This is a genomic window from Pseudomonas baetica (genome assembly GCF_051216495.1).
GTDB lineage: Bacteria > Pseudomonadota > Gammaproteobacteria > Pseudomonadales > Pseudomonadaceae > Aquipseudomonas > Aquipseudomonas baetica_B.
The window spans coordinates 29,814-47,810 of sequence record NZ_JBPKAM010000037.1; the positions used below are offsets into that span (position 1 = coordinate 29,814).

The window sequence follows — 17,997 nt, forward strand, 5'->3', positions numbered from 1 at the left end:
CCGATGAACTGCCGATTGTTACCCCTCTTTCCGGTCTGTCTGAGCGCCGCGTTGCTGCTCACGCCGTTTGTCGCGCAGGCCGATGTCTACAGTTTCGAGGCCCGCGAACAAAGTGCGCGCACATTTTTCAGCGAGCTGTCCGGATCGCTGGGCAAGCCGGTGATCGTTAGCAAGGCCGCTGCGGCCAAGCGGGTTTCCGGTACGTTCGATCTGCGTACGCCGCAGCGAACCTTTGAGCGAATCGCTTCGAAGATGGGCTTGATCTGGTACAGCGACGGTCAGGCGATCTATCTGTACGACGCCCCGGAAATCAAAAGCTCGATGGTGTCGTTGCAGACCCTGACCGTGGCCAGGCTTCTGGCTTTCCTTGAGCGTTCCGGGTTGCACGATGCCCGCTATCCATTGCGCCACGATGGGCTGCGTACCTTCCATGTCTCAGGTCCGCCGATGTACGTCGATCTGGTGGTGCAGGCGGCCGGGATGATGGACAACCAGCGCTCGGAACTGCTGCTGGGCAAACAGCAGATCGGCGTTATCCAGGTGCGCAACACCTTTGTCAGCGATCGCCAATACGAGCTTCGCGATGACAAGGTGACCATCCCCGGACTGGCCACCGTGATCGAGGCGTTGTTACGCGGCGAGAAGCGTGAAGTCGAGCCGTCGGTCGCGCAAGTGCCGGCGCAGCGACCACAGGGCTTGATGCCGGCGTTTCCCCTGGAGGGCCTGGCAACCAACACCTCGGATCAAGACCCGGCTGCACCGCGCATCATTGCGCGGGATGTGGCTGCCGGGAACATTCGGGTAGTGGCCTATCCCGACACCAATAGCCTGTTGGTCAAGGGGTTGCCGGAGCAGGTGCGCTTTATCGAGAACCTGGTGAGTGCCCTCGACACGCCGAAGCGACACGTGGAGTTGTCACTGTGGATCATTGATCTGCACAAGGATGAACTCAATCAGCTGGGTATCAATTGGCAAGGTACCGTGAACTCGGGCGGGACATTTTCCGCATCGCTCAATGCCGGCTCGGCGACTACCCTCGATGGCGTGTCGTTCGTGACCCAGGTCATGGCACTGGAACGCACCAACCGGGCAAACGTGGTATCGCGGCCGGTCATCCTGACGCAAGAAAACGTACCGGCGATCTTCGACAACAACCGCACGTTTTATGCGCCGCTGGTGGGGGAGCGCAGCGTCGATTTGCAGCATGTGACCTACGGCACGCTGGTGAATGTATTGCCTCGTTTCGCCCAGGCGGACGAGGTCGAAATGTCGCTCAACATCGAGGACGGCAACGAAGTCGAACGCCCTGACGAGGGCACGCAGCCGGGCACATTGCCGACCGTCGGCCGCACACGGATCAGCACGGTGGCGCGGGTCCCCCAGGGCAAGAGCCTGTTGGTAGGCGGCTTCACCCGTGATGACAACAGTGAGCAAGTCGGACGCATTCCCGTGCTGGGGTCGATTCCGTGGGTCGGGCGCTTGTTCAGCTACCGGCAAAACCGCTCGGCCAACACGGTACGGGTGTTCCTGATCCAGCCCAAGGAAATTCGCGACGCAATGGAACCTGGCAGCATCGAGCCGGGCACACGATTACTGACCCCGGAGCAGCATGAGCGTGTGCGCCGGTCCTATTTTCGGGCTGCCGTAGAATGATCCTGCCGCCGATTTCCACGGGCGGGCGAGCCGCCCAGGCGCGGCTGAATGCCGAGAAGGCCGCCGAGCATCCGCAACCACAGGTGGAAGCAGATATCGATCTGGACGACAGCGGCGCGGCTGCTGCCATTGGCCGCTTTGTGCAGATTAGCGATGAAATGTCGGCGGCGCTGGCACAGTTGCGTGGACGACGGCTTTTCGAGCTCAAGTCCGACACCTTGACCGACAGCTTCGAAAGGGTCCTGGAGGACGACACCGTGCCCAAGGCGCGGCAGGTCCTCAATCTGGCGCGGCTGACGGACAAACCTGTTGCCTGGCTACTGGAGATGGCGCGCAGTCTGTTTCCCGATGACAGCGATCTGGCGTTGGTGCTGCGAGAACTGTTACGTCGAAAAAAACTGGAATCGGCTACCCGCCAGCGGCTCGAAACGCTTTTGCAGACGGTGGTTGCCCAAGGTTCTCCCAAGCGCATGAATGCCGGGATCAACGCCGCCCTCAAAGCCAAAATGTTCGGGGCGAGCATGGCTGTGCGTGCAGGCCTGTTGCGCGAGACCTACCGGGATTTTCTCGAGTCCGATGACGGCCCGCTCAATTGCTACCAGGACTGGATTGCTCTGTACGGGCCACCCCAGCGCAGGAGCGTGTTGGCTTTCATCGAAGCGGCGTTGCTCACCGACATCAGCGCCCAGGACCCCAGTTGCTCGCGGGCGGAGTTCGGTCAACTGCTGGCCAGGGTGAACGACCTTAAACGCTTGCGTTCAGCCGATGACCTGTTCATTGGCAGCCTGCTTGGCGACGCGCTCATCTGTCGGCACAACCCCCATGAATCCGATTGGCTGGTGTTTCTGTTCGGTGTGTTGGCGTACCCCGATGAACTCGATCAGTTGTTGCTAGGCGTGTTGGGTGATCGCGTGTTGCTGAGTGCGCACCATGAGCGTTCGGCCGTGTTGCAGGCAGTGCGCCGCCTCAGTCTGCAATTGCCAACGCCACTGTTTGCCGATGAAGAGGCGCCGCTGCGCCTGGCGCAACAGTTCACGCGTCTGGCCGACATTGCCTATGCCCACGAGTGCATCGAACAGCGATGCCTGGACGGTGGCTCATGATTTTTTCCCGGAGCTGAACGGCCATGCTCAATGTGTTTTTGCGCAACGTCGGCGCTCGTCCAGAGCTGCTGATCCTGACGCTGATGGTGATGATCATTGCCATGCTGATCATCCCCCTGCCAACGGTGCTTGTGGATTTTCTCATCGGCCTGAACATCGTCATTTCGCTGCTGGTGTTCATGGGCTCGTTCTACATCGAACACATCCTCAGTTTTTCGACATTCCCGGCCTTGCTGCTGTTGACCACCTTGTTTCGCCTGGCATTGTCGATCAGTACCAGCCGCTTGATCCTCAGTCAGGCCGATGCGGGGGAGATCATCGCGTCTTTCGGTGAGTTCGTCATCGGCGAAAGCCTGGTGGTGGGCTTCGTGATCTTTTCCATCGTCACCATTGTCCAGTTCATCGTGATCACCAAGGGCTCGGAACGGGTGGCGGAAGTCGCGGCGCGCTTTTCGCTCGACGGCATGCCGGGCAAGCAGATGAGCATCGACGGTGACCTCAAGGCCGGTGCGATCACGGCCGAGGAGGCCAAGGAAAAACGCAGCGTGCTGGAGCGTGAAAGCCAGTTGTACGGCTCGTTCGACGGTGCGATGAAGTTCATCAAGGGCGATGCGATCGCCGGCATCATTATTATCTTCGTCAACTTCATCGGTGGCATGGCCATCGGGGTTGGGGGAATGGGCATGGACATGTCCACGGCTCTGTCGACCTACACCCTGCTGACCATCGGCGATGGCCTGGTGGCGCAGATTCCCGCGCTGCTGATCGCCATCGGCGCCGGCTTTATCGTCACCCGCGTCAACGGCGACGACAGCAACCTGGGGCGCAACATGCTCGCCCAGATGCTAGGCCATCCGTTCGTGCTGGGTGTGACGGCGCTGCTGGCCGTGGGTGTCGGCCTGTTGCCCGGTTTTCCGCTGCTGACCTTCCTGCCCATTGCCGCCGTCCTGGCGTTGGTTGTGTTCGTTCGACAGCGCAAGGCTTCCAAATCGCAAGGTCAGGGTGACAGCCGTGCGGCGCCTGCACAGGGCGATGCCACGCAGACCGGATCGGGCCTGCTCGATGACGTCGACAACATCGCCACTGAAACCATCGCCTTGATGTTGCTGGTGCCCACCGTACGCCTGGATGAACTGAACAAGGCGCGGTGGCCGGCCCGCTTTCGCAGCCAGTTTTTCGTCGACTACGGGTTGCGCATTCCCGAGCCGCAACTGCGCGCCAGCGAGGCCTTGCCGGCCCACCAAGTGGCCGTATTGATCAACGAAGTACGCGCCGAACAGTTCGATATCCATTTCGATCACTGGCGTCTGCTCGACTACTCGCCGGAACTCGAATCCCTGGGTTTCGCCCTGGTACGCGGCAACGACAGCAATCGCCTGGGCGGTGTCTGGGTCAATGCCGCTGACAGGGAACGGGTGCAGCAACTGGGGTATCACCTGCGTCCCGCGGACGAGGAGTGCTACCGCTGCCTGGTCACGCTGTTGGCGCGCAATATCCAGGAGTTTTTCGGTGTGCAGGAAACCAAGCAACTGCTCGACGAGATGGAAGCGCGTTATCCCGATCTGCTCAAGGAAGTCTATCGACACGTCACGGTGCAGAAGATCGCCGAAGTGCTGCAGCGCCTGATTGGCGAGCGAATTTCCGTGCGCAACATGAAGCTGATTCTCGAATCGCTGGCCCATTGGGCGTCGCGGGAAAAGGACCCGCTGGCGCTGGTCGAGCACGTTCGCGGTGCGATGGCCCGCTACATCAGCAACAAGTTTGCCCAGGGCAATGACTTGCGTGTGTTGCTGTTGTCACCGGAGTTCGAAGAGGTCGTGCGCAAGGGGATTCGGCAAACATCGGGCGGCAGTTTCATCAATCTGGAACCGGCCCAATCGGAAGAGCTGATGGATCGATTGACCGTCGGCCTGGACAGCGTGCACATCGCGCACAAGGACATGGTGCTGCTGTGTTCGGTCGATGTGCGGCGCTACATCAAGAAGTTGATCGAGGGGCGGTTCCGGGAGCTGGACGTGATGTCGTTCGGCGAAATCTGCGAGACCGTCTCCGTCAATGTCATCAAGACCCTCTAAGGAAAGCTGCAAATGATCACGATGGATATTGCCGATCTGTTGCGCGAAGCGCTGCGCCACAGTGGCTGTGTGGACAGCCAGATCGGGCACTTCGACAGTCACAGCACCATTGAAATGCACATGAAGGATTTGCCCAACATCAACGTGGGTCATGTGGATGGCGATGTTTGGGTCTGGGCCTCGGTCATGGAGATCGGGCCAACGCAACTGGGCCGTAACGCCGCTGCGTTATTGCAGATTTTGCTGCAGGGCTGTCCTTGGTCCCGCAGTGGGCAGTTGCATCTGTGCGACGTAGAGGGGCAGCTCGAACTGCGCCTGATGTGCAATGAGCGCGCCCTGGACGAGGCTGAGAATTTCGCCCAGGCCCTGGACCACTTTGTGGCAGTGGTCGAAGAACTCTACGGCATTATGCGCCTGTGAGCGGGTGGCTGGAGCGGCGGGCGGCCCATCCATTGCGCTTGAGCGGCCCCATGATCGAAGCGGCGCTGGGCAACGTGGTGATCGGCGAAATCTGCGAAGTGCGTCGGCATTGGCGCATGCCTGAAGTGGCGGCCAGGGCGCAGGTTATCGGCTTCAAACCCGGTACGGTCCTGCTCAGTTTGCTCGGCGATGCGAAAGGCTTATCCAGGGAGTCGATGATCGTGCCCACGGGCGCGACACTGCAATTGACCTGCAGTGATGCCTTGCTCGGCAGCGTGGTCGATCCCCAGGGCTCCATCGTCGAGCGTCTGGCGCCGACAACGGCGCTTGCGCAACAGGACTACCCCGTGGATGCCGACCCACCCTCGTACCAGCAACGTCGCCCAGTGGTGGAAACGTTACGTACCGGCATTCGCGTCATCGACGGTTTGCTGACCTGCGGCGTCGGCCAGCGCATCGGTATTTTTGCCGCCGCCGGCTCCGGGAAAACCACCTTGATCAACATGCTGATCAACCACACGGATGCGGATGTGTTTGTCATCGGCCTGATCGGCGAGCGTGGGCGTGAGGTGACCGAATTCATCGAGCATCTGCGCCAGTCCGAAAATCGTTCCCGCTGCGTGGTGGTGTATGCCACCTCGGATTTTTCATCGGTGGATCGTTGCAACTCGGCCCTCCAGGCCACGGCCATCGCCGAGTATTTCCGTGATCAGGGCAAGCGAGTGGTGCTGCTACTCGACTCGTTGACGCGCTACGCCCGGGCCCGTCGCGATCTCGCCTTGGCAGCCGGTGAAGCGCCGGCGCGACGGGGGTATCCGGCCTCGGTGTTCGATGCCTTGCCGCGCTTGCTGGAGCGCCCCGGCGTGACGGCTGCCGGGAGCATTACCGCCTGGTACACCGTCCTGCTCGAGAGTGACGATGAACCCGATCCGATCGCCGAGGAGATTCGCTCCATCCTCGACGGCCATGTCTACCTCAGCCGTGCGTTGGCGGCCAAGGGGCACTACCCGGCCATTGACGTTCTGCGCAGTGTCAGTCGCGTGGCGACGCAAGTGACTTCACCACAGGTGCAGCAATTGGCGGCGTCGACCCGGGAAACCCTGTCGCGCCTTGAGCAGCTGCAGATTTTTCTCGACATGGGCGAGTACACCCAGGGCGCGGACGTCGCCAACGACCGCGCGTTGCAGCGCCGCGAAGCGCTCACCCAGTGGTTGCGTCAGCCGGTGGGCGAGTGTTGCGAGCCGGACGAAGCCTTGCGTGGTTTACATGAACTCATTGCCTGATCGACGGCGCCTGTTGGCGCTCAGTCAGTTGCGTCGGCAACGGGGCGAGCAGGCCATACGGCGTACACAACAACAACTGCAACCGTTGTTGCAGGAACGTGCCGATTTCGAGGGACAGGAGGTTGCGCTGCAAAACCTGCTGGCCAGTCATCGCGCGAACGACTGCGTGCTGGATCACGGCCAGCTATTGGCGTTGCTGAGAAGGCAAGCCGTCATCCGTCGGCAGATCGATCTGTTGCGCGTTGAACGTGATCGTGTAGATCAGCAGTGCCGGCAGGTTGAACAGTTGTTGCAGGAACAGCGCGAGCACCTTCGGGTTCTGCGGCGCAGTCATGACAAGTGCGAGCGGTCCGTTCTGCAGCTGCTGCGTGAGCAACGGCTTGAGCGGGTGTGGCGGGAAGAGAGAGAGCTTGAAGAGATGAACGGAGTTCGGCGATGAAAAATGTGTCTGCGGTTTTACCTGTATCGGCTCGAGTTCCGGACCCCGTCTCTGAAGGTTCCTTGGATGAGCTGCACGATACCCTCATACCGGTGCAAGAGGATGAGCTGCCACAAGGTGTGCTGGCGCTTATGGCGAACCTGATCCTGCATCATCGACCGGTGATGGAAACCGGCCATGCGTTGGCCAGGCATTCGATGGCCGACGGTCAGGGAGCGGTGGAGGCCGAGCGCGGCGAAGCACGATGGCCTGCCGTGGTGGATGTGCTTCATTCACAAACTGGCCCGTTGTTGCACAAGCCGATTCCACATCCGAAGCCACAACTGATCTCGTCATCGATGCCACAACCCGTGACACCTGCCATCACGGTTGAACCCGCGCTGATCGAGAGTCCCGCTAACGGGGTCGAACCGCTGCCAGTCGACCATGCCGTCAGTTCGGCGCCCGCCATCGATATGCAACTGTCCGAAGCCTCGTTGAGGCTTCAAACCACACGCCATGCGTCACCGGTTGCACAACCTCCAGTTCCTTCACCGACGATGCCTCAACCATTGTCTGTTCTCGAGCTGAAGCCCGAATCCCTGCCGAGGACGGAGCGCGGCTTGCTGCAGGTGCCATTCAATAGCGGTGCTGCCAGCGGGCAGGTGACGATCAGTCGAATGACTGACGAACCGACCCGGAATCTGTTGCTCAGTCCGAGCAATGCCTTGGTCTTCGATCAGATCAAGACGGCCCTTGACCTGACTCGCGACGCCGGATGGCAACTGACCGATAACGAGGGTGAACAGCGGGGCCGGGGCACGCATCAGCCGTCAGACGACGAGCAGGCCGAGCAGCAGGACCTGCCGGCATGAGCGTACTGAAGTTGCGCCGGGTCGACACTCAAGCACATGCCGTCGCGCAGTGGGTTCAACGTTGGCAGCGCACCGGGCACGGTGCAGGTTTGGGCAGACCGGACCGGCAACCGGGCTATCTGCGTTTTCGCGCGCAAGGTGATGGCGGGGACTGGCTTGGGCTGATCGTCGCCCACGACTGGCTTTCACATGCGCTCCCAGCGTTGCAGTCATTGCTGACGGTCGAGTGCTCGCTGGCGAGTATCGCCGGTTTGTTTCAGGCCGTGCAGCGACCTTTGCTGCTGGAGGTGGAAGGGCTGCATGACCGGGCGCTTAGCGACATCGAGTGCCTCGTCCCGACCCAACTCCCAGCCCACGACTTGCCGTGGCTGGATACGCCTCGGGGACGTGTGTGGTTGATGCGGTTGCCATCGACACCCATCACCGCAGGCTGCCCTGTGTCAGCGGATTCATGGCTGAGGGATTTGCCGCTGCGTCTTACGCTGATGCTGGGCATCAGTCAGCTGAGCCCTGCGAGTCGCAGACGACTGAGCGAGGGTGATGTCCTGCGGATCATGCAGCGCACTCAACACTGTTGGCTGGCGAATAGATGCCTCGGCGTATTCACGTTTACTGAAGGGGGATTACACATGGAAACGACCGTGGCTGATACCAATGAACAGAACGCGCCAGGTCCCGACCTTGGCGCCGTGCCGGTGCACCTGGAGTTCGTGCTGGCGACCCATGAAACCGATCTTGCCACGCTCTTGCAGATCATCGACGGGCAACTGATTCCGCTGGCCGACGATGCCGTGCGGCACATCGAAGTTCGCGCCAATGGCAAGCGTGTCGCCCGTGGCGAACTGGTGCAGCTCGACGAACAGTTCGGCGTGGAGCTGCTTGAGATTTATCGGAACACTTGCGATGAATGACGTCTCGCTGATCGCGCTGTTGGCGTTCGCGTCTTTGCTGCCGTTCCTGGTGGCGGCGGGCACCTGCTACATCAAGTTTTCCATCGTATTTATCATCGTGCGCAATGCCCTGGGGTTGCAGCAGGTGCCGTCAAACATGACCCTCAATGCGATCGCTTTAATGCTGGCGATTTTCGTCATGACGCCAGTGATGAAGCAGGGTTACGGCTATTACAAGTCGGAAGCGGTGGCGTTCACCGACATCGAGTCGGTGGTGAATTTTGCCGAGAACGGTCTGGGCGGCTACAAGGACTACCTGAGCAAATACACCGACCCGGAACTGGCATTGTTCTTCGAGCGCGCCCAAGCGGTTCAGGATGAATCCGAGGCCGGCGTGCCTGCTGATGAAGAGCTCGTGCCGTCGCTGTTTGCGCTGTTGCCGGCCTATGCGCTGAGTGAAATCAAAAGCGCCTTCAAGATCGGCTTTTATCTGTATTTGCCCTTCGTGATCGTTGACCTGGTGATCTCCAGCATCCTGCTGGCGCTGGGCATGATGATGATGAGCCCGGTGATCATTTCGGTGCCGATCAAACTGGTGTTGTTTGTCGCACTCGATGGCTGGGCGCTGCTGTCGACAGGGTTGGTCAAGCAATACCTGACCTTGCTGGCATAGGGCGTCGTTCATGAACGAACTGGTGTATGCCGGTAACAAAACCTTGTACCTGATTCTGTTGATGGTGGCCTGGCCGATCATCGTCGCCACGGTGGTCGGACTGGTGGTCGGCTTGATTCAGACCGTGACGCAGTTGCAGGAACAGACGCTGCCCTTCGGCTTCAAGCTGCTGGCGGTGGCGGCGTGCTTGTTCCTGCTCTCGGGCTGGTACGGTGAAACGCTGCTCGATTTCAGTCGTGAAGTCATGCGCCTGGCACTGGGTTAGGCCGATGTCGCTGACACTGTTTTTTGATCTGTATGCATTGTTCGCCGCTGCGGTCCTGGGCGTTGCGCGGTTGGCACCGATTTTTTTCATGCTGCCGTTTCTCAACAGCAGCGTACTCACCGGCGCTGCGCGTCAGGCGGTCATTGTGCTGGTGGCACTGGGATTCTGGGTCAGTATTGGCGTGCCGTTGCCTGCTCTCGATGGGGTGGCGTTCCTTGGCTTGGTGCTGCGCGAAGCCGGGATTGGTGTCTTGCTGGGGGGGCTGTTGTGCTGGCCGTTCTGGGTGCTGCATGCCATGGGCAACCTGATCGACAATCAGCGCGGCGCGATGCTCAGCAGCACGGTCGACCCGGCCAACGGCGTCGATACCTCGGAGCTGGCGAACTTTCTCCAGTTGTTCGCCGCCGCGGTGTACCTCGAAGGGGGCGGCATGCTGTTGATGCTCGAAACGGTCGGCCACAGTTACCGGATCTGTGCACCGGCGAGCGGCTGTGAGGTGCAGCTGCTGCCGATCCTGAGTGTGCTGGATGCGCTGGTGAGCAAGACGCTGGTGATCAGCGCACCGGTGGTGGCGACCCTGCTGGTCAGCGAGGCGTTGCTTGGACTGCTCTCGCGATACGCACCGCAAATGAATGCATTCTCGGTGTCGCTGACAATCAAGAGCCTGGTGGCGCTGCTGGTGTTGATGTTGTATTTCGGTGTGCACCTGCCGGATGAAGTGCTGCGCATGGACATGAAGTCTCAGGCGTTGGAGCTTTATCTCGATGCCGGCGGGGAGGTGGGCGATGTCGTCCAGCGCCTCGAAGACTGAGACGCCGACGGCCAAGCGACTGCGGGATGCCTCACGCAAGGGGCAGACGTTCAAGGCCAAGGACCTGGTGGTCACCTGCCTGACCTTGTGCGGCATCAGCTACATGGTGTTCAACAGTTCGCTGCTTGAAATCATGGAAGTCTACCGACGCATCATTGCCAGCGATTTTGACGCCGACCTGCAAACGTACTCGGTGATGCTGGTGGTCGCGGGGCTCAAGGCACTGCTGCCGCTGTTGCTGGTGTGTGTCCTGACTAGCGCGCTGCCGGCGTTGCTGCAAAGCGGTTTTGCCCTGGCCAGCGAAGCCTTGAAGCTGAACTTCGGCGCGTTGAATCCCATCAATGGCTTCAAGAAACTGTTCAGCCTGCGCACCGTCAAGGACACGGTCAAAGCGCTGCTGTACCTGGGCAGTTTTGCCCTGGCGTTGTGGATCGTCTGGATCACGCAGCGGCAATTGCTGTTGGCCCAACTGTTCGCCCAGGCACCGGACCTGTTTGCGATCTGGGGGCATTTGCTGTTGGTGCTGGTGTTGGCATTTCTGGCGTGCATCGCATTGATTGTCGTACTCGATGCGCTCAGCGAATACGCCTTGTTCATGAAGGATCAAATGATGGACAAGGATTCGGTCAAGCGTGAACACAAGGAACAGGACGGCAATCCGGAAATCAAGGGGCGCCGCCGAGACCTGCATCGGGAGTTGCTGTCGGAGCAGGTCAAATCCGATATTCGCAGCTCGCGGATGATCATCGCCAACCCCACCCACATTGCCATCGGTGTGTACTTCCGCCCGGAAATCACCGTGTTGCCGTTCATCTCCCTGATGGAAACCAACCAGCGTGCCCTGGCCGTTCGCGCCTATGCCAGGGAGGTCGGTGTACCGGTAATCAACGACATCGCCCTGGCCCGGCGGATCTACAAAACCCACCAGCGCTACAGCTTCCTCCAGGTGCAGGAAATCGAAGAAGTCCTGCGCCTGCTGATCTGGCTCGAGCAAGTCGAAAACGCCTGATCCCCATGACCCGCCCACTGTAGGAGCGAGCTTGCTCGCGATGGTCGTGAACGATGACGCGGGCTGTCTGAGAAAACGCGGTGTTCTTGAGTCCATCGCGAGCAAGCTCGCTCCTACAGGGGGCAGGTCATGTATCCATGCCATCGCCGCCATGAGCGCAATTTGGCATCGCGCTCAGCAGCGTTTTGGCTCAATGCATTCGTCAGCAGCGCTGACGTTTTTTCAGGAGTGTGGCCGATGAGTCGCAACAAAAAACAAGATGAGCAGGTCGCGCTGGACGTCGTGGATGCAGTGCTCGGTGGCGCGGCATTAAAGGACGTGCAGGGCATCAGCGATGAGCAGATGAACAGCCTGTATGCCTTCGCCTACCAGTTCTATGAGCAGGGTCGATTGGACGATGCCGAGAAGTTCTTTCACTTCCTGTGCATCTACGACTTTTACAACAGCCATTACTGGATGGGACTGGCGGCGGTGCATCAACTCAAGCAGAACCATCAGAAGGCGATCGATCTGTACGCGATCGCTTTCGCCCAAGGCAAAAGCAATTGGTGGCCGATGTTTTACACCGGTCAGTGCCAACTCGCCCTGGGCAGGGTCGGCAAGGCCCGGTTGTGTTTCGAGTCTGTGCTGGAACAGGCCACACAAGACGATCTGCGGGAGCAGGCCCGGGTGTATCTCGACACCTTGGGTCACATTGAAAAGGACTGTTCGGAGGACTGAGCATGAGTGAAATCAGAAACACCTTCAATCCAGCGTTTCACGGGGCGTTGAGTCGCACGGAAGCCTTTGAGAAATATGGCAAGGCCGCCGCCCAGGCAGCCAGGACTGCGGATTTTCAAAAGGCCGGCCAGGAAGCGTTGGCTGGATTGATGTCGGTGAATTACCAAAGTCCGCACAGTGCATCCGCTGCGGGTACAGGAAGGCCTGTGTTGCAGGCGCCACCGCCGCGAGCGGACGGTAACAAGCAGGAAACCAACGGTGATCTGTTCACGCTGTTGATGGCGATGATCACCGAGCTGATCGGCGAGGTGGACGTCAATAAGCTGAAAAATCGTCTGGCGATGCTGCAATCCATGGCCGGTGCCAAGCAGCAAGGCCATGAAAAACTGGCCGCCGAATACGCCGCTGCCGTTGAAGCGCTGGAGGCGGCCGAAGGCGCCGTCGGCAGCAGTCAGGAACAGCTCGATCAGTTGAAGGCACGTGTCCAGCATGTTCAGGGACTACTGGATGAAAGCGAAGCGCGTCTGGCGGAGCTGGATCCCGAATCGCCTGAATATGCGCGGGAACTGGCGCTGCGCGATCAGCTCAAGGGTGAGTTGGCGGGCCACACCCAAACACTGCAGAAAGCCACCGATGCCCACCTGAAGTTGATCGAGATCGCCAACGCCAACGCCAAAACCCTGGCTGTTGTGGCGGCGAAAGTGCAGGAGGCGGGGCTCGCGGGTTCTTCCATCAAGGACACCCATGAAAAGGCCCTGAGCAGCAGTGCACTGGCGTTGCTTAACCGCTTGAAGATCATCGAGCTGTTGGGGGAAGCCGCACAGAACAAGGAAGAACTCAGCCAGGAACTGTTCCAGGAATTGCAGGCCAAGCTTCAGGAACATATGAAGCAGGAGTCGGAAAAATACCTGGAAGAAGTCCGCAAGGCCGAGGCGATGAAAAAGACCATGGGCTGCATCGGTGCAATCGTCGGTGCGATTTTGACCGTGGCGACCATCGCCGCCGGCGTGCTGACCGCCAATCCGGTGCTCATCGCCGTGGGCGTGATTGGCGCGGCGATCATGATTTCCGATGCGGTAGTCAAGGAGGCGACGGGTATGTCGTTCATGGCCGAAGCGATGAAGCCGCTGACCACTGTGATGCAGGAAGCGATCAAGCTGTTCACGGAGCTGTATACCAAGCTCTTGATCGCGGTTGGCGTCGATGAAGAAACGGCGAAGAAGATCGCGCAGATCGCCGGGATGATTCAGGGGATAGCCTCAACCCTCGCTGCCGTCGCCTTGGTGGCGGTCGTCGGCGTTCAGGTGATCGGGCCGATGGTCAGTGCCGTTGCCTCGAAACTGGCCTCGGTGGTTGCGCAGGCGGCGCCGGCGGCGATGCAGGCCGCCCGGCAATTGGCGTCATCGCTTGGTAACTCGCTGACTCAGGTACTCACTCAACTGCGCAGCTTCATCACCAGTGGCGCCGACCCTGTGACCCTCGCCCGTTACGCCGCCAACCTGGAGATTGCTCAGGCCGTCACCGAGTTCGGCAACGTGGCAGTGCAGGGCGGATTGCAGATCAAAAGTGGCCAGCACCAGGCCCAGGCCGCCGAACACCTGGCCGAAGTACGAGTGCGCATGGCGATCAGCGAAGAAATCACCGCCTACCTCACCCGACTGGTCGAGGACTACGGCACGGCGATGCAGGAAAGGACACGGCAGATCGAGCATGTGTTTGCCGATTTGCAGCGCAGCCATTCCGTGAGCCTGCAAATGGTTCGGCATGTTTAAACCTATCGATAAAGGGAATTCTTGATGACCACCATCAACGGCACAGGCGTGTTTGTTGCACGCCCAATGATCAACCAGCAGGACGTGAATCCTGCCGAGAAAAAACTCGATGCACTGAAGGGTTTCGCAGGGAGTCGTGCGCAGGTCGATAAACAAATTCTGAACACGGCGGATGTTCGTAGTCCGTCGGCCGTCGAGCTTGCAAGCGCCATTGACGCTTATCAACCTGACGAAAGCGACCGCCAGGCGTTGTTGGCAGCGTCCATGACCCTCAGCGAAGAGGTGCGCCAGGACCTGGTATTCGACCCCGGTGCCTGGGAAAAACACGCCAACGTACTGGTCGCCGCCATCATCGCGTTGAACATTTCACGGGTGGCCAACGCACAACTGCGCGGCCACTTCAGCGTCATGGCCGCCGACGCCGCCAAGGCTCAGGGCGCCGCTATTGTCGAGTCGGGCAAGGCGGCGCTGAACAGTGCGATTACGGCGGCGGTGGTGTCTGGTGCCATCGCCGGGTTCGCCATGGTCAAGACTTTCCAGGGGCAAGGGCTCAAGCATGCGGATATCAGCCTGAACAAGCGCAACGCCCTGGACGCCGGCAACCTCGAACGCGATCTCAGGCGTGATCGCAATCGCGACGACTGGACTCCGGAAACCACCTACAAGATCAAAACCTTCGACGATTTCGGTCGCTCAACCTCAGTCGATTTCAAACCCAAGGGCTCCACGCTGACACCCCAGGAACAGGCGTGGTTCGACGGTGAGATCCTCAAGGCACAGAAGGTCGGTCAGACCTCCGACTGGCTGAGTCAGATGGGTACCAAGGGCATCGAAAAGAAACTGGAAATCGGACGGGCACTCAATGCCATGTCGATGAGCATGAGCCAGGTGGTGTCGAGCATGGTGCGCATGGCCGAGCATGCGGCGCGGGAAAAAGAGGTCCTGCAGCAAAGTGCGCAGAACACCCAGAAGAGTTTGAGTGATGAAGTTGGCCAGAAAGATTCGGCGGAAGCGGCGTTGCTGCAGAAGCTGATGGAGATGGTGATGCAGCTTTTTCAGTCCCGCGCTGAAGTCATTCGCGCCATAAGTGCTTAAGCGGAGAAACACATGATTATTACGAATTCGCTGCCAGCGATAAAACCATCGGCAGATTTCAACCCGATCACTGAAACGCCTGTTGTTGCTGAAGCCCCTCGCGAAGTCCAAACACGTTCTGCCTCTGTGCGGTTGCTCGAAAACTCCACCCGCGCCCTCGATCGTCATCTCGAGCAGATGTTCCAGTGCCCACCGGACATGTTCGAAGCGCGCTCGCAACTGTGTGCACAGCAGGTAGGACAGTACGGCGCACTGATTGCACAATGTTTGCAAACGCTATCCCCGGAGCAGCGTCAGCAACTCTTTGAGCGCAGTTTGCAACAAATGCCTATACCGCAAGAGCTGGCGGAGGATTTCGATGTTGGGGTGAAATCATCGAATGACTTTTTCGACAAACTGCTCGAACTCATCGATCTGATCAAAAACGGCTATCTGGCCGGTTATGAACATATTATCGCGGCTTACTCTGACTTTTTTGCCGATTTCAACGAAACAATCATGGCAAAAATGAAAGATTGGATTCAGGGGGCTAATGAGGGTAAGGAAGTTATGTTGAATGTAAAGGAGCTCCGCGCTGCTTTGCAAAGCCTCATCGAAAAATATAAAGATGCCGTGCTGTTTCCCGCTCCGGACAAAGAAACCGGGGAGTACAAAGGCGTCAGTAAAGAGGAAGCCGAGAAATGGCGAAAGGCGTTGGGCTTGCCGGAAAGTTGCCTTAAACAAAATGCAGATGGCACTTACTGTGTGGTCATGGATACGGGGCCGTTGACGATAATGCTTGAGAGTGTGCCCGAGAGCTGGATCGGATGGGTCAGTTGGGACACCGCCAAATTCCAGGCCTGGCAAACCGGCTTCAATGCCCAGGAGGAACGCATGAAAAACCTGCTGCAGTCCTTCACGCAGAAGTATTCGAATGCCAATGCTTATCATGACAACTTCAATAAAACCTTATCTGCGCACCTTAATCAGTTTTCCGACATGTTGAAGGCGATGTTGAATTTTTGATGGGGTAGTAAGGGTAGCAGGCAACAAAATTTTTAATGTCACAACGCAGGCGCACTCCCGGTTTGTTTGAACCAGAGTTGTACCTGCGTTAATTGCATTGGATAAAAGAATGTCGAATGAACTGAGTGCCGAGTGTGTAGTGGAAAACCAGGTAATCAAAGTGTTGATGGATTACTTTCCGGCAGACCGCCGAAAAATTGAGGCCGCTTCCCGGTTGGTAGAGGATCTGTATGTGGACTCCATCAGTCTGGTTGAAATCGTTATGGCACTGAATGAAACGTTCGGTATCGAGTTACCTGAGTCAGGTGTAAGGGGGTGGGGGACGGTGAAGGATATTTGCGATTCAGTGAAAGAGTCTTTATAGCGGTTCTTGTTAAAAACCGTCCGGTGTGGACGGTCATTTTAATGGTTGAAGTTATCAGGCTGGTGTGAATGTTTGTTTTGAACGCTCGCTCAGTTTCGTTGCTAGCTCGGCGTCTTCGATTTCAATGGTCAGGAGTTTGCTGAAGAGGTCGTTCTGGTTGTTGGATATCAATATATTAAGGTGCTCTCGGTCAATCTCTGATAGTCCGTCTTCAATGAGTTTTACAGTGTTTTCTGAGAATTCGTTGTGCTCAATTTCGTTGATGGACTCCATTTGGTAAATGGCAAGTGCTGGAAGTAGCGAGGTTTCTACATAGTTAGGCTCAAGGAAATCATTAAGATGATTTTCTTCTTGGGGTGTTAATGGTAGGTTCAGGCTACGTGCTTCGACTAAGTGTGCATTTAATTCAGCTTTCAGGTCTAGTACCTGAAGGAACGTAATCTGATTCTGCAAAATGCTTTCAAATTCTGCTTTGTCTTCTATTTTTCTTTGAGGGATTTCTGTGATTTCATCATTCTTCTCGAAGGCATATGATTTATCAGTTATTGATTTTGCAGTGTGCGCAAGTGTGATGGTAGTTCCCATTACGGAGGCATGTGTTTCGACACTATGTGCAAGGTTGATCGGGAAGTGGTTGGTTCCACCTTCAGCATAGAGTTCTTTGTTGGTCGGTGTCATGGTCGCTTTGGATATGAAGCTTGTGTGGCGAGCATCTTTGCTACTTTGGTTTTTAGATGCGCTTAATTCATACTTTGAGTATTCATGCTCTTTTGCGTGAGGTTGATCGATGCTGCCTTCTTCATAGTTTACATTTATATATCCGCCGGAGAGTATTTTGGAGGCCAGTGTCCATCTGTGAAAGTGAGGGCTGTCTTCGCCGCCCAGTCCACTGCCTTTTATACTAAAAGTATGTAGGCGCAAATTCCAACCTTGATCGTTGTTCGACATTAGATAGAGTTTTGTGAAGAGTGGCGAGTTTGCCGAGCTTTTTTGACATTCATCCAGTAAGTGTGGGTCAGATTTTATGTGTTTGAGTATTGAAATTATTTCTTTAATTGAAATGCTGTCGATGTCGCCTGATATGCCTGGTTTATGTTGGTAACCAGTTTCATTTTCTTGGCTGAACGCGGTGTATCGGTCGATAATTTCATTAAGAATTCTGGTGTATGTTTGTCCATGGTTTTCATGTCGCATATTGTTTTTGGTGGTGGGGTGCGGTGGATTGGCTGAAGGGGAAGGGATGTGCGGGGTCGAATGGTTGATTCGCATATAATTCACATAATTGAAAAAATGGGTTTTATAATTGTTTTTTTGATTGTTTTGTGCTTGTAAAAAACGCTCTTCTGTTTTGTGAGTGGATGTGGCTTCCTGTGGTTGTTCATTTGTATTTCGAGCAAATGATGGCTCTATAAATGCAAGGCCTACAGTTTTTGTCGTGGTTTCTTACTGGCATTAAGCCGTAGTCCTACGGAATCCCCCTACTCAACTTCCTATAGTCACGCCGCTTGTCATCTCGAGCCTGCCCATCCGCAGGCTCGATTGCGCTTCAGTACCTTTCTATAGAGA

Annotated in this window: 18 protein-coding genes; 17 read left to right on the forward strand and 1 reads right to left on the reverse strand. The window is 57.5% G+C overall.

Annotated elements, in window-relative coordinates:
- Positions 1 to 3 precede the first annotated feature (3 nt).
- From sctC to ACSFE6_RS15130, 17 genes are all read left to right on the forward strand, one after another.
- On the forward strand, positions 4 to 1,653 hold the full coding sequence (sctC, locus tag ACSFE6_RS15050) for a type III secretion system outer membrane ring subunit SctC (protein ID WP_435428346.1): 1,650 nt from the start codon (positions 4 to 6) through the stop codon (positions 1,651 to 1,653).
- Entirely contained in the window at positions 1,650 to 2,756 is a 1,107-nt protein-coding gene (sctW, locus tag ACSFE6_RS15055) for a type III secretion system gatekeeper subunit SctW (RefSeq protein WP_435428347.1), read from the forward strand. The genes sctC and sctW overlap by 4 nt, the downstream gene beginning before the upstream one ends.
- Positions 2,757 to 2,779: 23 nt before the next feature.
- Entirely contained in the window at positions 2,780 to 4,831 is a 2,052-nt protein-coding gene (locus ACSFE6_RS15060) for an EscV/YscV/HrcV family type III secretion system export apparatus protein (RefSeq protein ID WP_435428348.1), read from the forward strand.
- Positions 4,832 to 4,843: 12 nt separating this feature from the next.
- On the forward strand, positions 4,844 to 5,251 hold the full coding sequence (locus ACSFE6_RS15065) for an Invasion protein B family (protein WP_435428349.1): 408 nt from the start codon (positions 4,844 to 4,846) through the stop codon (positions 5,249 to 5,251).
- Between the two features lie 50 nt (positions 5,252 to 5,301).
- A complete protein-coding gene (gene sctN, locus ACSFE6_RS15070; protein WP_435428350.1) occupies positions 5,302 to 6,534 on the forward strand; it encodes a type III secretion system ATPase SctN in 1,233 nt (410 codons plus the stop codon).
- The gene (locus tag ACSFE6_RS15075; protein WP_435428351.1) at positions 6,518 to 6,973 is read left to right on the forward strand and encodes a type III secretion protein; all 456 of its coding nucleotides are present in this window, start codon (positions 6,518 to 6,520) and stop codon (positions 6,971 to 6,973) included. The genes sctN and ACSFE6_RS15075 overlap by 17 nt, the downstream gene beginning before the upstream one ends.
- Complete coding sequence (locus ACSFE6_RS15080; protein WP_435428352.1) at positions 6,970 to 7,827, forward strand: SpaN/EivJ family type III secretion system needle length determinant; 858 nt, start codon at positions 6,970 to 6,972, stop codon at positions 7,825 to 7,827. Before ACSFE6_RS15075 ends, ACSFE6_RS15080 begins: the two co-directional genes overlap by 4 nt.
- Positions 7,824 to 8,738 (forward strand): FliM/FliN family flagellar motor switch protein, encoded by a 915-nt coding sequence (locus ACSFE6_RS15085; protein WP_435428353.1) that lies wholly within the window; start codon positions 7,824 to 7,826, stop codon positions 8,736 to 8,738. The genes ACSFE6_RS15080 and ACSFE6_RS15085 overlap by 4 nt, the downstream gene beginning before the upstream one ends.
- On the forward strand, positions 8,731 to 9,390 hold the full coding sequence (locus tag ACSFE6_RS15090; protein WP_435428354.1) for an EscR/YscR/HrcR family type III secretion system export apparatus protein: 660 nt from the start codon (positions 8,731 to 8,733) through the stop codon (positions 9,388 to 9,390). The genes ACSFE6_RS15085 and ACSFE6_RS15090 overlap by 8 nt, the downstream gene beginning before the upstream one ends.
- A gap of 10 nt (positions 9,391 to 9,400) precedes the next feature.
- Entirely contained in the window at positions 9,401 to 9,655 is a 255-nt protein-coding gene (locus ACSFE6_RS15095; protein ID WP_435428355.1) for an EscS/YscS/HrcS family type III secretion system export apparatus protein, read from the forward strand.
- A 4-nt stretch (positions 9,656 to 9,659) separates the two neighbouring features.
- Complete coding sequence (gene sctT / locus ACSFE6_RS15100; protein WP_435428356.1) at positions 9,660 to 10,466, forward strand: type III secretion system export apparatus subunit SctT; 807 nt, start codon at positions 9,660 to 9,662, stop codon at positions 10,464 to 10,466.
- Positions 10,441 to 11,475, forward strand: coding sequence for an EscU/YscU/HrcU family type III secretion system export apparatus switch protein (locus ACSFE6_RS15105; RefSeq protein ID WP_435428357.1), 1,035 nt, complete (start codon positions 10,441 to 10,443; stop codon positions 11,473 to 11,475). Before sctT ends, ACSFE6_RS15105 begins: the two co-directional genes overlap by 26 nt.
- Before the next feature lie 237 nt (positions 11,476 to 11,712).
- Positions 11,713 to 12,195: a type III secretion system translocator chaperone SicA gene (gene sicA, locus ACSFE6_RS15110; RefSeq protein ID WP_435428358.1), complete on the forward strand. Its 483-nt coding sequence runs from the start codon at positions 11,713 to 11,715 to the stop codon at positions 12,193 to 12,195.
- A gap of 2 nt (positions 12,196 to 12,197) precedes the next feature.
- Positions 12,198 to 13,967, forward strand: coding sequence for a type III secretion system translocon subunit SctE (gene sctE, locus ACSFE6_RS15115; RefSeq protein ID WP_435428359.1), 1,770 nt, complete (start codon positions 12,198 to 12,200; stop codon positions 13,965 to 13,967).
- A gap of 24 nt (positions 13,968 to 13,991) precedes the next feature.
- Complete coding sequence (locus tag ACSFE6_RS15120) at positions 13,992 to 15,062, forward strand: IpaC/SipC family type III secretion system effector (protein ID WP_435428360.1); 1,071 nt, start codon at positions 13,992 to 13,994, stop codon at positions 15,060 to 15,062.
- Positions 15,063 to 15,074: 12 nt separating this feature from the next.
- On the forward strand, positions 15,075 to 16,067 hold the full coding sequence (locus ACSFE6_RS15125) for an IpaD/SipD/SspD family type III secretion system needle tip protein (protein ID WP_435428361.1): 993 nt from the start codon (positions 15,075 to 15,077) through the stop codon (positions 16,065 to 16,067).
- A gap of 109 nt (positions 16,068 to 16,176) precedes the next feature.
- On the forward strand, positions 16,177 to 16,431 hold the full coding sequence (locus ACSFE6_RS15130; protein WP_435428362.1) for a phosphopantetheine-binding protein: 255 nt from the start codon (positions 16,177 to 16,179) through the stop codon (positions 16,429 to 16,431).
- 54 nt (positions 16,432 to 16,485) lie between these two features.
- Here the strand turns inward: ACSFE6_RS15130 and ACSFE6_RS15135 are convergent, their stop codons facing one another.
- A complete protein-coding gene (locus ACSFE6_RS15135; protein ID WP_435428363.1) occupies positions 16,486 to 17,700 on the reverse strand; it encodes a hypothetical protein in 1,215 nt (404 codons plus the stop codon).
- Positions 17,701 to 17,997: the final 297 nt, after the last annotated feature.